Below are 13,233 nucleotides of genomic sequence, written 5' to 3'. Positions count from 1 at the left end.
TAGGGCGGGTGCAACCCGCCGAATCAATCAGTGGCGGGTTGCACCCGCCCTACACTTATGAGCGCGGCGCGTAGGCAAACACGTCGGCGCGCATCTGGTGGGCGTCCATACCGGCTTCGACCAGTGCATCGAGGGTGGCGTAGACCATCGCCGGTGAGCCGCTGGCGTAGACGTGCAAAGCCTTGAGGTCGGGGAAGTCTTCGCGCACCGCTTCGTGCAGCAGGCCGCAGCGGCCTTGCCAGCCACACTGGTCGCTGACCACCTGATGCAGGTGCAGATTGTCCAGTTGCTGCCACTCGGCCCAGTGCGGCAGCTCGTAGAAATCCTCGGGTCGCCGCGCGCCCCAGTACAGGTGTACCGGGTGGGGGAAACCAGCGGCGCGGCAATGCTCGATCAGGCTGTGCATCTGGCCCATACCGGTGCCCGCGGCGATCAACACCAGCGGTCCATCGGGCAGATCGGCAAGGTGGGTATCACCATAAGGCATCTGCACGCGAGCCATGCCGGTGCTGCGCAGATGCTCCAGCAGGGCAATGCTGCTGTCCTCGCGCGCGAGGATATGCAGTTCCAGCTCACGCCCGGCATGCGGCGCAGAGGCCAGGGAAAAGGCCGCCATCTCGCTATCCGGGCGCTGCAACAGCAGGTACTGCCCGGCGTGATAACGCGGCGCTTTGCCGGCCGGGGTACGCAAGCGTACGCGGAACACGTCGCCGCCAACTTCCTGGCATTCGATCAGCTGGCAACTCAGCTCGCGTACCGGCAGCTCGCCCGGCGCCAGCACGCCATCCCAGTGCAGCACACAGTCTTCCAGCGGTTCGGCGAGGCAGGTGAACAGCTCGCCATGATCCAGCTCCACGCCGTTCTGCCGCACACGCCCCTCCACCAGCAAGGCAGCACAGATATGGCAGTTGCCGTTGCGGCAGCTCTGCGGGCAGTCATAGCCCAGGCGCCGGGCGCCATCGAGAATGCGTTCGCCCGGTTGCAGGGCGAGGGTGACGCCGGAAGGTTGCAGGGTGACGTTCATCAATCGATTCCCAGCTCGCTCCACAGCGCGTCGACACGCGCCACCACGGCCGGATCCTTCTCGATGGCGCGGCCCCACTCGCGAGTGGTTTCACCGGGCCACTTGTGGGTGGCGTCCAGGCCCATCTTCGAACCCAGGCCGGAGATCGGCGAGGCGAAGTCGAGGTAGTCGATCGGCGTGTTGTCGATCATCACCGTGTCGCGCTTGGGGTCCATGCGCGTGGTAATCGCCCAGATCACGTCATTCCAGTCCCGTGCGTTGATATCGTCGTCGGTGACGATAACGAACTTGGTGTACATGAACTGTCGCAGGAACGACCACACACCGAGCATTACGCGCTTGGCGTGGCCCGGGTACTGTTTCTTCATGGTCACCACCGCCATGCGGTAGGAGCAGCCTTCCGGCGGCAGATAGAAGTCGGTGATCTCGGGGAATTGCTTCTGCAGGATCGGCACGAACACTTCGTTCAGCGCCACGCCGAGAATGGCCGGCTCGTCTGGTGGGCGGCCGGTGTAGGTGCTGTGATAGATCGGATCGCGGCGACGGGTGATGCGCTCGACGGTGAATACCGGGAAGGTGTCGACCTCGTTGTAGTAGCCGGTGTGGTCGCCGTAGGGGCCTTCCGGGGCGGTTTCGCCCGGATGGATTACCCCTTCGAGGACGATTTCGGCGCTGGCCGGTACCTGCAGGTCGCTGCCAACCGCCTTGATCAGCTCGGTGCGATGGCCGCGCAAGAGCCCTGCGAAGGCGTACTCGGAGAGGGTATCCGGCACCGGCGTCACGGCGCCGAGGATGGTCGCAGGGTCGGCGCCCAGAGCCACGCAAACCGGGTAAGGCTTGTCCGGGTGCTTCTGGCACCAGTCGCGGTAATCCAGCGCGCCGCCGCGATGGCTGAGCCAGCGCATGATCACCTTGTTGCGGCCGATCACCTGCTGGCGATAGATGCCAAGGTTCTGCCGCTCCTTGTTAGGGCCTTTGGTGATGGTCAGGCCCCAGGTGATCAACGGCGCCACGTCGCCCGGCCAGCAATGCTGGATCGGCAGTTTGCCTAGGTCGACGTCGTCGCCCTCCTCGATCACTTCGTGACAAGGCGCGTCCTTGACCACCTTGGGCGCCATGCTGATGACCTTCTTGAAGATCGGCAGCTTGCTCCAGGCATCTTTGAGGCCTTTCGGCGGCTCCGGCTCCTTGAGAAAGGCCAGCAGCTTGCCGATTTCGCGCAGCTCGGAGACATCCTCGGCGCCCATGCCCAGCGCCACGCGCTTGGGCGTACCGAACAGGTTGCCGAGCACCGGCACGTCGAAGCCCGCGGGCTTTTCGAACAGCAACGCCGGGCCGCCCTTGCGCAGGGTGCGGTCACAGATTTCGGTCATTTCCAGAACGGGCGATACCGGGGTCTGGATGCGCTTGAGTTCGCCGCGCTTTTCCAGTTCACGGATGAAGTCGCGCAGGTCGCGATACTGCATGCAGGAGCCTCGTGTCGGACAGGCAGGAGTCGGCCGCAAAGTTTAGCGCCGAAGTCGGGCTTTCAGAAGGCTTGAAAGCTTCCAGATACGACAAGGCCGGGTTTCCCCGGCCTTGTGGCGGTGCAATGGATCGTAGCGAGCGAAGGTCAGGCAAGGCGCAACGACCAACGGGAGTAACAGCCAAAGGCTGGCCCGAAGGGTGAGCGCCAGCGAATCAAACAGGCGAGGAAGCGGAGTGTACTTTTGTACATGAGCATTCCGAGTCGGTTTTTAACGCAGCATCACCGAAGCGCAGTAGATCCTCTTATTTGCGCTTCATCGACAGGAAGAACTCATCGTTAGTCTTGGTGGCCTTGAGCTTGTCGATCAGGAACTCGATCGCCGCGATCTCATCCATCGGGTGCAGCAGCTTGCGCAGAATCCACATGCGCGACAGCTCTTCCTCACCGGTCAGCAGCTCTTCACGACGAGTGCCCGACTTGTTGATGTTGATGGCCGGGAACACACGCTTCTCGGAAACACGGCGATCGAGGATCAGCTCCATGTTGCCGGTGCCCTTGAATTCCTCGTAGATCACTTCGTCCATCTTCGAGCCGGTTTCAACCAGCGCGGTGGCGATGATGGTCAGCGAGCCGCCTTCTTCGATGTTACGCGCGGCGCCGAAGAAGCGCTTCGGCTTCTCCAGTGCATGGGCGTCGACACCGCCGGTCAGCACCTTGCCGGAGCTCGGGATGACGGTGTTGTAGGCACGCGCCAGGCGGGTGATGGAGTCGAGCAGGATGACCACGTCCTTCTTGTGCTCGACCAGGCGTTTGGCCTTCTCGATCACCATTTCGGCGACCTGCACGTGGCGGGTCGGCGGCTCGTCGAAGGTGGAGGCGACCACTTCGCCGCGCACGGTGCGCTGCATCTCGGTCACTTCTTCCGGGCGCTCGTCGATCAGCAGAACGATCAGGTGGCACTCGGGGTTGTTGCGGGTGATGTTCGAGGCGATGTTCTGCAGCATGATGGTCTTGCCCGCTTTCGGCGGAGCGACGATCAGGCCGCGCTGGCCCTTGCCAATCGGCGCGCAGAGGTCGATCACACGACCGGTGATGTCCTCGGTGGAGCCGTTGCCGGCTTCCATGGTCAGGCGCTGATTCGGGAACAGCGGCGTCAGGTTCTCGAACAGGATCTTGTTCTTGGCGTTTTCCGGGCGGTCGAAGTTGATGCTGTCGACCTTGAGCAGAGCGAAGTAACGCTCGCCTTCCTTCGGCGGACGGATCTTGCCGACGATGGTGTCACCGGTACGCAGGTTGAAACGGCGGATCTGGCTGGGCGAGACGTAGATGTCGTCAGGGCCGGCCAGGTAGGAAGAGTCGGCACTGCGCAGAAAGCCGAAACCGTCCTGGAGGATCTCCAGCACGCCGTCACCGGAAATTTCCTCGCCGCCTTTGGCATGCTTTTTCAGCAGGGCGAAGATGATGTCCTGCTTGCGCGAACGAGCCATGTTTTCCAGGCCCATTTGTTCGGCCATGTCCAGCAGTTCGGCAATCGGCTTTTGCTTGAGTTCGGTCAGATTCATAGGAATGACGTGATCATCGAGAGGAGAAGAAAGCTGTTAGCTTGAGAGGCCGCGCCGCAGAGAAGGCGACAGGATCGCGAACGAATTCGTATAGGAATGAATCGGCGACGGCGTGCAGAGAGCTGCATGGAGGATGCAGCGGGATCGAATTTAACACCGTGAAAAAACAGCGTCTAGTCCCGAAAACGAAAAAACCCCGCCAATTGCGGGGCCTCTTCCAGAGCGACTTGCCTCAGATATTGCTGTCGAGGAAAGCAGCCAGCTGCGACTTGGACAGCGCGCCGACCTTGGTCGCTTCGACGTTGCCGTTCTTGAACAGCATCAGGGTCGGGATACCGCGCACGCCGTACTTCGGCGGGGTTTCCTGGTTCTCGTCGATGTTCAGTTTGCAGATCTTCAGCTTGCCTTGGTATTCCTTGGCGATCTCGTCGAGCACCGGTGCAATCATCTTGCACGGGCCGCACCACTCAGCCCAATAGTCGACCAGAACCGGACCTTCAGCCTGGATGACGTCCTGGTCGAAGCTGGCGTCGCTGACGTTGGTGATGAATTCGCTCATGAGGAGTCTCCGTGTATTCGGAAGCAAAAAATTGCCGGGAGGAATTTTTGACGTCGCTTGCGACGGCCCGAAGGGTTACCGCCAAGGATGGCAGGCAACCAAAAAGTGGCGCCATCATAGCCCGGCTTGCGTGACACCGAAAGGCACTGGCGATTGAGCCACTCAATAGTTTCAATCACTCAAGGTGATGAAGGCGATGCCGGTACGCAGCGCAGCCGCGCGAATATGCTGCTGCATGGCCTTCTGTGCCGGCCCGGCGCCAGTGACTTGAGAATCTTGCGATGCTCCTGCCAGGTTTCCTGCGCCCGCTCCGGACGGATGAACGGCAGCTTTTGACTGTCCAGAAAGATCTCCGCGCTGGACGTCACCAGGGCACACATTGCCTGATTGCCGCTGGCAACGAGAATACGCTGGTGAAATTCGAAATCCAGACGGTTGGCTTGCTCGAAATCGCCCGCACGCAGCTCGCAAGGGCACCGCGGTGACCTCGATCATCGGTTTCACCGAGCTGACCAAGACCGGCAGCATGCCGGCCAACGCTACCTTCGAGCCGTTCATGGTCTACGCCTTCGTCGCCCTCGGCTACTTCCTGCTCTGCTACCCGCTCTCACTCGCTGCCTATCGCCTGGAAAGGAGGCTGAATGTCGCTGCTTAATGTCGTCGCCCTGCACAAGTACTACGGCGACAATCACGTGCTTAAAGGCATCGACCTCAAGGTCGAGGAAGGCGAAGTGGTCGCCATCATCGGTCGCAGCGGCTCGGGCAAGAGCACCTTCCTGCGCACCCTCAACGGCCTGGAGTCGATCAATGACGGCGTGATCGAAGTCGACGGCGAATACCTCGACGCCGCCCGCGCCGACCTGCGCAGCTTGCGGCAGAAAGTCGGCATGGTGTTTCAGCAGTTCAACCTGTTCCCGCACCTGACCGTCGGCGAGAACGTCATGCTGGCGCCGCAGGTGGTGAAGAAAACACCGCGCGCCGAAGCCGAGCAGATCGCCCGGCAGATACTCGAGCGGGTAGGCCTAGCGGAGAAGTTCGACGCCTACCCCGAGCGCCTGTCCGGCGGCCAGCAGCAGCGCGTAGCCATCGCCCGCGCCCCGGCCATGTCGCCCAAGGTGCTGCGGTGCGACGAGATCACCTCGGCGCTCGACCCGGAGCTGGTCAATGAGGTGCTGGCGGTGGTCAACAACTGGCCAGCGAGGGCATGACCCTGATCATGGTCACCCACGAGATGCGCTTCGCCCGCGAAGTGGGTAACAAGCTGGTGTTCATGCACCATGGCAAGGTGCATGAAATCGGCGACCCCAAGGCGCTGTTCGCCGCACCACGCACGGAAGAACTGCGCAACTTCATCGGCTCGGTGAACCTGTGAACGCGCCAGTGCCACTGCCGCTGCCGCTGCGCGTCGAGCCGCTGACCCGCGAAGCCTTCGCGCCTTTCGGTGATGTGATCGAAGCGGCCGGAGCGCAGGCCTTCCCGATCAACGCCGGCACCACCACCCGCTACCACGACCTGGCACAGGTGGAGTTGGCCGGTGAAGCGCCACGCACCCTGATCAATCTGTTCGAGGGTCAGGCCTGGCATGCACCTATCGAAGTCCGCATGCTCGAACGCCACCCGCTGGGCAGCCAGGCGTTCTACCCGGTGGACGGCGGGCGCATGCTGATCGTCGGCGCCCCGCCTGGCGAACTGGACGAGTCGAAAATCCGCGCCTTCATCAGTGCGCCGGATCAGGGCGTGAACTACGCGCGCGGTACCTGGCATCATCCGTTACTCTGCCTGCAACACCCTGGACGCTTCCTGGTGGTGGACCGCGGCGGCGAGGGTCACAACTGCGACGAGCAGCTTCTAAAACAGCCGCTGAGCGTGCTGAACCTGCGATAACCACAGGTCTAGACCAGTTTCGTGCGACATCCGAATGCGTTGGCTCATGCGCTCAGTCGTGGCAGGATGCGCGGAAATCGAACGAGATGCCGCAATCATGCCCCAAGCCCCTGCCGAGAGTTTTCCCCTGATCGCCGCCATCGACCTGGGCTCGAACAGCTTCCATATGGTGCTGGCCAAGGCCGACAATCATGAAATCCGCATCCTCGAGCGCCTCGGCGACAAGGTCCAGCTGGCAGCGGGCCTGGACGACGAGCGCCAGCTCAGCGAAGAGGCGATGCAGCGCGGCCTGGATTGCCTGCGTCGTTTCGCCCAATTCACCAACACACTGCCGGAAGGCGCTGTACGCATCGTCGGCACCAATGCCCTGCGTGAGGCGCGCAACCGCGCGGTGTTCATCCGCCGCGCCGAGGAAATTCTCGGCCATCAGGTCGAGGTGATTTCCGGCCGTGAAGAAGCTCGCCTGATCTACCTCGGCGTGTCCCACAGCATCGCCGACACCCCCGGCAAGCGTTTGGTCGCCGACATTGGCGGCGGCAGTACCGAGTTCATCATCGGCCAGCGTTTCGAGCCACTGCTGCGCGAGAGCTTGCAAATGGGCTGCGTCAGCTTCACCCAGCGTTATTTCAAGGACGGCAAGATCACCCCGGCGCGCTACGCCCAGGCCTACACCGCCGCGCGCCTGGAGCTGATGGGCATCGAGCAGGGCTTGCGCCGTCTCGGCTGGGAAGACGCCGTCGGCGCCTCCGGCACCATCAAGGCCATCGGTCTGGCGACCAAGGCCGCCGGCCTGGGCAATGGCGAGGTCACGGTCGAGGGCCTGGCCTGGCTCAAGCGCAAGCTGTTCAAGCTCGGCGAGGTGGAGAAGATCGACCTCGACGGCATCAAACCGGATCGCCGCGGTATCTTCCCCGCCGGCTTGGCGATTCTCGAAGCCATCTTCGATGCCTGCGACATCCAGCGCATGAGCCACTCCGAAGGTGCTCTGCGTGAGGGCGTGCTGTACGATCTGCTCGGCCGTCATCAGCATGAAGACGTCCGCGAACGCACGCTGGCGGCGTTCATGGAGCGCTACCACGTCGATACCGACCAGGCCGCCCGGGTCGAGGCCAAGGCGCTGTCGGCACTGGACAAGGTCGCCAGTGACTGGGGGCTGACCGATGTCTGGCACCGCGAGCTGTTGAGCTGGGGCGCCAAGGTGCACGAGGTGGGCCTGGATATCGCTCACTATCAGTATCACAAGCACGGTGCCTACCTGATCGAGCACTCGGACCTGGCCGGTTTCTCCCGCCAGGATCAGCAGATGCTCGCCCTGCTGGTGCGTGGCCACCGGCGCAACATTCCCAAGGACAAGTTCGCCGACTTCGGCGAGGAAGGCATCAAGCTGATGCGCCTGTGCGTGCTGCTGCGCTTCGCCATCCTCTTTCACCATATTCGCGGCACGCAGAGCATGCCCGAGGTGCAGTTCAAGGTCGACGACAACAGCCTGGAGATCGTCTTCCCCGAAGGCTGGCTGGCCGCCAACCCGCTGACCTTGGCGGACTTCGAAGCCGAAGCCGAGTGGCTCAAGCGCATCGACCTGACCCTGAGCGTGCGCTGATCAGGCGGTGGGCGCGGCGCACCCTACAGGTGGGATAGCTCGTCGGGTGGGCCGGGCGGCGATCCGTTTCAGCCCTCCAACGCAGTCAGTGTGGGCTAAAGCCCACCCGGCTGACATTGAGCGTGCGTTGATTCGGGAGTGCCGTAGGACAGGTGAAAACCGCCATCACCCGCCCTAGCGCTGCAGCGCGAAATCCAGCACCTGCAGGCTGCTGACGAAGGCGTTGCCGGCGTGATCCTCGCCAGGCGTCAGCAGCAATTGCGCATTCACGCCCAGCACGCTGAGGCGCTGCTGAAATTCCCGAGTGTTATCGACCATGCGCCGCTCGGCCAGGTGTTTTTGTCACGCATCCAGCAGCGGCGCATCGGCCGCCGGCTGCTCGGCCGCACCGACACTGAGCATCAGGCGAACGTTTGGACGCGGCTCCTGACTGGCGAAGGTCTCCAAAAGATCGAAGGCGTAGCGCCGGTGCCACCACAACGACAGGCTGGCAGCAACGTAGCGCTGGAACGCCTGTGGCCGTGACAGCAAGGTGTAGAGCGTGAACAGGCCGCCGTAGGAGTGGCCGAACAGGGTCTGGCGCCGTGTGTCGACCCTGTAGCGTGACGCCACCAAGGGTTTGACCTCACCCTCGATAAAGTCCAGAAACCGTTCGGCGCCGCCCTCGCGGGCATGGCTATCGCCGAGGTTCGGCGCTGGCGGCGTGTAGTCCTCGGCCCGCGCCGGAATGTCGAAAGGCGCATCCCCCGGATAGCCGATGCCAACCACCAGCACCGCCTCGCGCCCGTCACGCGCCGCGTGCGGCGTATACATCAGCGCCTGCTGCGCCAGCAGCGGGAAGAACAGCTCGGCATCGAGCACATAGACCACCGGGTAACCCTGCGGTGGCGCCTCACCTTGTGGTTTCGACAGATACAGTCGATAGCTGCGCCCGGTGTGCCGCGAATGCAGCTCGCGCATCTCGGCCTGCACCAGCGTCGCCGGCTGCCAGCTTTTGGCGGCTACGCCGAGCGACGCGCACAGCGCCAGGACGAACAGGGCAACGCTAGCTCTCATCGCTGGCCTCTTCGCTCCAGATGACCGCCAGGCCCTCCTTGCGGGCGAAACGCACCAGATGATCGTCGAGGACGAAACGGATGCGCGCGGCGGCCTCGGCATCGTCGGCCTGACAGTCGAAATGCAGCGCATCGGTTTCAGCGTGCATCAGACAGCGGCCAAAGGGAAATTGCGCATCGGCACTGCGCTCGTCGAACTCCACGGCGATCTTGTGGCGAAAGTGCTTGCACAGCCTGGTCATATACAGCGAGGCCGAAGCGGTGGTCGCGGTACCTTGAAATCGAATCATGCAGTAAGGCTCATCAGGTGGTGGCGGGTGGGCCCGCTTCTGTCGTGGTTGTCGCAAGGGCGAGGGAGTGGCTTGAACCACTCCCTCGCCCGCTCAGAAGCTGGTGCTGATGCTGGCGTAAAAGGTGCGCCCCGGTTCGTTGTAGGTGTAGGCGCCGGCCTCGCGGCTATTGCCCTCGCGGTACAGGCGCTTGTCGAACAGGTTGCTGATTCCGGCACCGACGCTCCAGTTCTTGTCGATAGCATAGTTGCCACCGATGCCGACCAGGGCGTAGGGCGAAATTTCGCGGCGCGCGTCGCCCGTCAGCACGTTGCCCTGATAGTCGTACTTGCCCGGCGTCTGCCGGCCATACCAGGTCACTGTGGTCTGCAACGACAGCGGGTCGCTGACCTGCCAGTCCAGCGTCGAGTTGACGGTGAACTCGGGGATGATCGACAGCGGCTCGCCGGTCTCCTTGTTCTTCGATTGCAGCATCCAAGTGAAGTTGGTGTTCCAGCTCAGGCTGCTTGCCAGCGGCATCTTCAGGTTGCCCTCGAAGCCCTCGACCACCGCACGCGGAATGTTGCTCCACTGGAACACGTTGGCCACTCGGGTAGCGCTGCCCTGCGTGAAGTCCACCGTACCGACCGGAACGCGGCCGGCCTCGACCTTGTCGCGGTAATCGTTGCGGAACCAAGTCAGGCTGGCCTGATATTCACCAGACTCGAACTCCAGACCAAGCTCCTTGTTGACGCTGGTTTCCGCCTCAAGATTCTCGTTGCCCACCAGGAAGCAGCCGGGGCCTCCGGCGACGAAATCCCAGCAACCGATGCCGTTACTGTAGAGCGCATAGGACGGGTTGCTCTGATACAGATTGGGTACTTTGTAGGCGCGGGCGATACCGGCCTTGAGGGTGAAATTATCGTCCAGGCGATGCGACAGGTTGAGCGATGGGCTCCAGTTGCTGCCGCTGATGCTGTTGTGGTCGTAGCGCAGCCCTGGCGTAAGCATGGTGCCCGGGCGCAGTTCGATATTGTCCTCGACGAACAGCGATGCGGTGCGCATGGCGATGTTGCCGGCGAAACGAGTCGGATAGCCGATGCTCTGGATCGCGGCGAGATCGGACACACCATCCTCCATGCGTTGCTCGTTCCACTCGGCGCCAAGGGTCAGCACCTGCTCGAACAGGGCTGTCAGCGGCAGGCTGACTTCACTGTGCGCGGTCAGACTTTGCAGTTCGATGGTGCCGAACTCGTTACCATTGATAGCACCTTCAGGACCGCCGGCCAGGCCTTCCTTGAGGCGGTTGTTGCGCGTGCGCTCGTATTGCAGGTAGTTCAGCGTGCTACCGAAGTCCCAGTCGCCGTGATGAGTGATGGCGTAGGTGTTGCGCAGCATGCGATTGGTTTCACGGCCAATCCAATCGGCGCGCGCGCTGTTGATCCCTGCGTTGCTGCTCAGGTTGTTCATACTGTCGCCGGTGTAGATGTTGCCCTGGCGACTGAAGCCGGCCTGCAGGTCGAGGGTCTGCGATTCGTCCAGGCGCCAGCTCAGAGTGCCGTCGACATCGCGGTTGCGCACGCCTTCGCGGCCCGCCAGCGCGGCGTTGCTGGTGCTGACGGCGCGGCCTTCGTTGATGTCCGCGTCGTCCGAGTCGGTCTTGTTCAGGTTGCCGTAGACGCGATAGGAAATGTTCTCCGCCAGCGGGCCGCTGAGGCCGAAGTTGAAACGCCGGGTGGCGCCTTCCTCGCTGTGCTGCGGCATGTTGGCGTACAGGCTAAGGTTGCCGTGATGCTCCAGGCCGGCCTGCTTGGTGATGATGTTGACCACGCCACCGGCAGCGCCGCTGCCATAGCGCGCAGCGGCCGGGCCGCGCAGCACTTCGATGCGCTCGATCTGCTCGGCCGGCACCCAGTTGGTATCGCCGCGGGTGTCGCGGTCACCGCGCCAGCCATAGCGCACGGCATTGCGTGAACTCACCGGCTTACCATCGATCAGGATCAGGGTGTTCTCCGGACCCATGCCGCGGATATCGATCTGGCGGTTGTTGCCACGCGCGCCCGAACCGCTGTTGCCGGTCAAGTTGACGCCCGGCTGCTTGCGAATGATCTCGGCGATGTCGTTCGCCGGTGGCGCTTTCTGGATGTCCTCGGCGGTGATCACCGATACGCCAAGCGCCTGCTTGAGCTCCTCCTGCGCGGTGCCAAGCACCTCGGTGGACTGCAGTTGCAACGGCTCCTCGGAAGCCGCTGCCAATACCGGCACAACCAGCAGCATGGCGATGGCCAAGGGTTTGAGTGAATGATGACGCGTTTGCAGGTACATGCCCCCTCCCCGATGTGCACGGCATGATGCGCCGGCACAATATTCAATGCGAATGATTTACATCAATAAATAGCGAGGCGTAGTCTGCCACCCTGTTTGTAACAAGAGGTTTGTGCGCGGGGATTTGTTCTTTGCGCCAGAGGCATGCAGAGGTGTCATCGATGACCAGCCACGCTCCCATCGTCCGCGCCGCAGAACTGGCCAACCTGGCCGATGAACGCATTCGCCTGGTGGACGGCGAGCGCACGCGCGACCGTCTGTTCCAGGGTCACCTGAGCTGGCGCAGGCTGCGCAGCGGCCTGTCGCTGCACTGCTCGGACTGCCAGGAGCTGCAGGACTTCGCCACCCAGACCGAAGCGCGCCCTCACCTGAATTTCATCCTCTTTCTGCAAGGGCGCAGCGAGGTCAGCTACGACGGTCGGCCCTTCACCTTCGGTACATCCGGCACTGCTGGCGAGGGAGTGACCATCGCGCTCAACGAGCCGATGCTGTTTGCCCGTCGCGCACGCCGTGGCCAGCGCATCCGCAAGGTCTCGGTGAGCGTGGCGTCGGAGTGGTTCGAATCGAGCGGCTTCGATGGCCAGGCGCAGCTGAAGGCGTTGCTGCAGGGCAATTACCGGCCACTCAATGTAATGCGCTGGCAACCGTCGCCACGCCTGCTGACGCTGGCCGAACAGGTACTGCATCCCGGCTGCGGCAATCGCCTGCTGGAAAATCTCTACCTGGAAAGCCGTGCCCTGGAGATCGCCGGCGAAGCGTTGAGCCTGATGACCCGGCAACCGACTCAGGCAGTGCCGAATCTGCGCCCGCACGAGCACCAGCGCATCCGCCGCACCCTGGAACTGCTGCACAGCGGCGAGGCCGATGGCTGGTCACTGGAAGATATCGCACACGAGGTCGGCTGCTGCGCCAGCACCCTGCAGCGTCAGTTCCAGGCGGCCAAGGGCACCTCGCTGTTCGAGTATCAGCGCCAGCGCAAGCTGCAACAGGCGCGTGAGGCGCTGGAGCGTCAGGGCGTGAGTGTCGGCCAGGCCGCCTGGATCGCCGGCTACAGCAGCGCCGCCAACTTCTCCACGGCGTTCAAGCGTGCGTTCGGCATCAGCCCGAAGCAGGTGCGGGCACGGTTGTAGGGATAGCGTAGCCCGTGAAAGGCGGGAAAAGGCGGAAGGCAAGGCTCTGGTCTTGCTCCTCTCCCATTCACGGGGGAGGGCTGAGAATACCGCAAAGCTGCCGGTTTTCCCTGTGCCCGTAGAGGTAAGGGACTGCGGCCGCAAATCGGTGTAGGGGGCAGCGCACCCTACGAAACATGCGGCCGGGCTGCTTTCTCCCCTCTCCCGCTTGCGGGAGAGGGGCCGGGGGAGAGGGCTAGCGATTGGGCGCTCATCGGCGCAGGAAGCAGTGCTTCCCGCGGCCCTCAAAGCCCTCTCCCGCCCTTCGGGCACCCTCTCCCGCAAGCAGGAGAGGGTCATCAGGGGCTGCAAGCAGCC

11 protein-coding genes and 3 pseudogenes are annotated in these 13,233 nt (G+C 63.0%); 5 read left to right on the top strand and 9 right to left on the bottom strand.

All coding sequences use genetic code 11. The features are described 5' to 3' along the window. Window positions 1–55: 55 nt before the first annotated feature. The 5 genes and pseudogenes from AAEQ75_RS10055 to AAEQ75_RS10035 form a co-directional block, all read right to left on the bottom strand. Window positions 56–1,024, bottom strand: a complete 969-nt coding sequence (locus tag AAEQ75_RS10055) for a CDP-6-deoxy-delta-3,4-glucoseen reductase (protein ID WP_343352051.1) — start codon at window positions 1,022–1,024, stop codon at window positions 56–58. Next, a complete protein-coding gene (gene ubiD / locus AAEQ75_RS10050) occupies window positions 1,024–2,490 on the bottom strand; it encodes a 4-hydroxy-3-polyprenylbenzoate decarboxylase (protein ID WP_343352049.1) in 1,467 nt (488 codons plus the stop codon). The genes AAEQ75_RS10055 and ubiD overlap by 1 nt, the downstream gene beginning before the upstream one ends. Before the next feature lie 304 nt (window positions 2,491–2,794). After that, on the bottom strand, window positions 2,795–4,054 hold the full coding sequence (gene rho, locus AAEQ75_RS10045; RefSeq protein WP_143504656.1) for a transcription termination factor Rho: 1,260 nt from the start codon (window positions 4,052–4,054) through the stop codon (window positions 2,795–2,797). Between the two features lie 232 nt (window positions 4,055–4,286). Then, window positions 4,287–4,613, bottom strand: coding sequence for a thioredoxin TrxA (gene trxA, locus AAEQ75_RS10040; protein ID WP_003458627.1), 327 nt, complete (start codon window positions 4,611–4,613; stop codon window positions 4,287–4,289). A gap of 171 nt (window positions 4,614–4,784) precedes the next feature. Continuing rightward, window positions 4,785–5,080 (bottom strand): annotated as a pseudogene (locus AAEQ75_RS10035) (FCD domain-containing protein); the annotation flags it as partial. Window positions 5,081–5,082: 2 nt separating this feature from the next. Here AAEQ75_RS10035 and AAEQ75_RS10030 point away from each other — a divergent pair. The 4 genes and pseudogenes from AAEQ75_RS10030 to ppx form a co-directional block, all read left to right on the top strand. Then, window positions 5,083–5,268 (top strand): annotated as a pseudogene (locus tag AAEQ75_RS10030) (amino acid ABC transporter permease); the annotation flags it as partial. Then, a pseudogene (locus AAEQ75_RS10025) lies at window positions 5,255–5,985 on the top strand (amino acid ABC transporter ATP-binding protein). The pseudogenes AAEQ75_RS10030 and AAEQ75_RS10025, both read left to right, overlap by 14 nt. After that, window positions 5,982–6,497: an ureidoglycolate lyase gene (locus tag AAEQ75_RS10020; RefSeq protein ID WP_343352044.1), complete on the top strand. Its 516-nt coding sequence runs from the start codon at window positions 5,982–5,984 to the stop codon at window positions 6,495–6,497. The pseudogene AAEQ75_RS10025 and the gene AAEQ75_RS10020 overlap by 4 nt, the downstream one beginning before the upstream one ends. Window positions 6,498–6,594: 97 nt before the next feature. Beyond that, window positions 6,595–8,097, top strand: coding sequence for an exopolyphosphatase (ppx, locus tag AAEQ75_RS10015; protein WP_343352042.1), 1,503 nt, complete (start codon window positions 6,595–6,597; stop codon window positions 8,095–8,097). 174 nt (window positions 8,098–8,271) lie between these two features. On the opposite strand, the gene AAEQ75_RS10010 is transcribed toward ppx, so the two are convergent. From AAEQ75_RS10010 to AAEQ75_RS09995, 4 genes are all read right to left on the bottom strand, one after another. Continuing rightward, window positions 8,272–8,415 (bottom strand): hypothetical protein, encoded by a 144-nt coding sequence (locus tag AAEQ75_RS10010; protein ID WP_343352040.1) that lies wholly within the window; start codon window positions 8,413–8,415, stop codon window positions 8,272–8,274. 24 nt (window positions 8,416–8,439) lie between these two features. Continuing rightward, on the bottom strand, window positions 8,440–9,153 hold the full coding sequence (locus AAEQ75_RS10005) for an alpha/beta hydrolase (RefSeq protein WP_343352038.1): 714 nt from the start codon (window positions 9,151–9,153) through the stop codon (window positions 8,440–8,442). Then, on the bottom strand, window positions 9,143–9,442 hold the full coding sequence (locus AAEQ75_RS10000) for a DUF2218 domain-containing protein (protein WP_273257623.1): 300 nt from the start codon (window positions 9,440–9,442) through the stop codon (window positions 9,143–9,145). The genes AAEQ75_RS10005 and AAEQ75_RS10000 overlap by 11 nt, the downstream gene beginning before the upstream one ends. A 93-nt stretch (window positions 9,443–9,535) precedes the next feature. Further along, window positions 9,536–11,698, bottom strand: coding sequence for a TonB-dependent siderophore receptor (locus AAEQ75_RS09995; protein WP_430523461.1), 2,163 nt, complete (start codon window positions 11,696–11,698; stop codon window positions 9,536–9,538). A 209-nt stretch (window positions 11,699–11,907) separates the two neighbouring features. On the opposite strand from AAEQ75_RS09995, the gene AAEQ75_RS09990 reads away from it, so the two are divergent. After that, entirely contained in the window at window positions 11,908–12,876 is a 969-nt protein-coding gene (locus AAEQ75_RS09990) for a helix-turn-helix transcriptional regulator (protein ID WP_343352033.1), read from the top strand. The last annotated feature ends 357 nt before the right edge of the window (window positions 12,877–13,233 follow it).

This window comes from Pseudomonas sediminis (assembly GCF_039555755.1).
GTDB lineage: Bacteria > Pseudomonadota > Gammaproteobacteria > Pseudomonadales > Pseudomonadaceae > Aquipseudomonas > Aquipseudomonas mendocina_D.
This window is presented reverse-complemented; position numbering and strand designations above follow the sequence as displayed.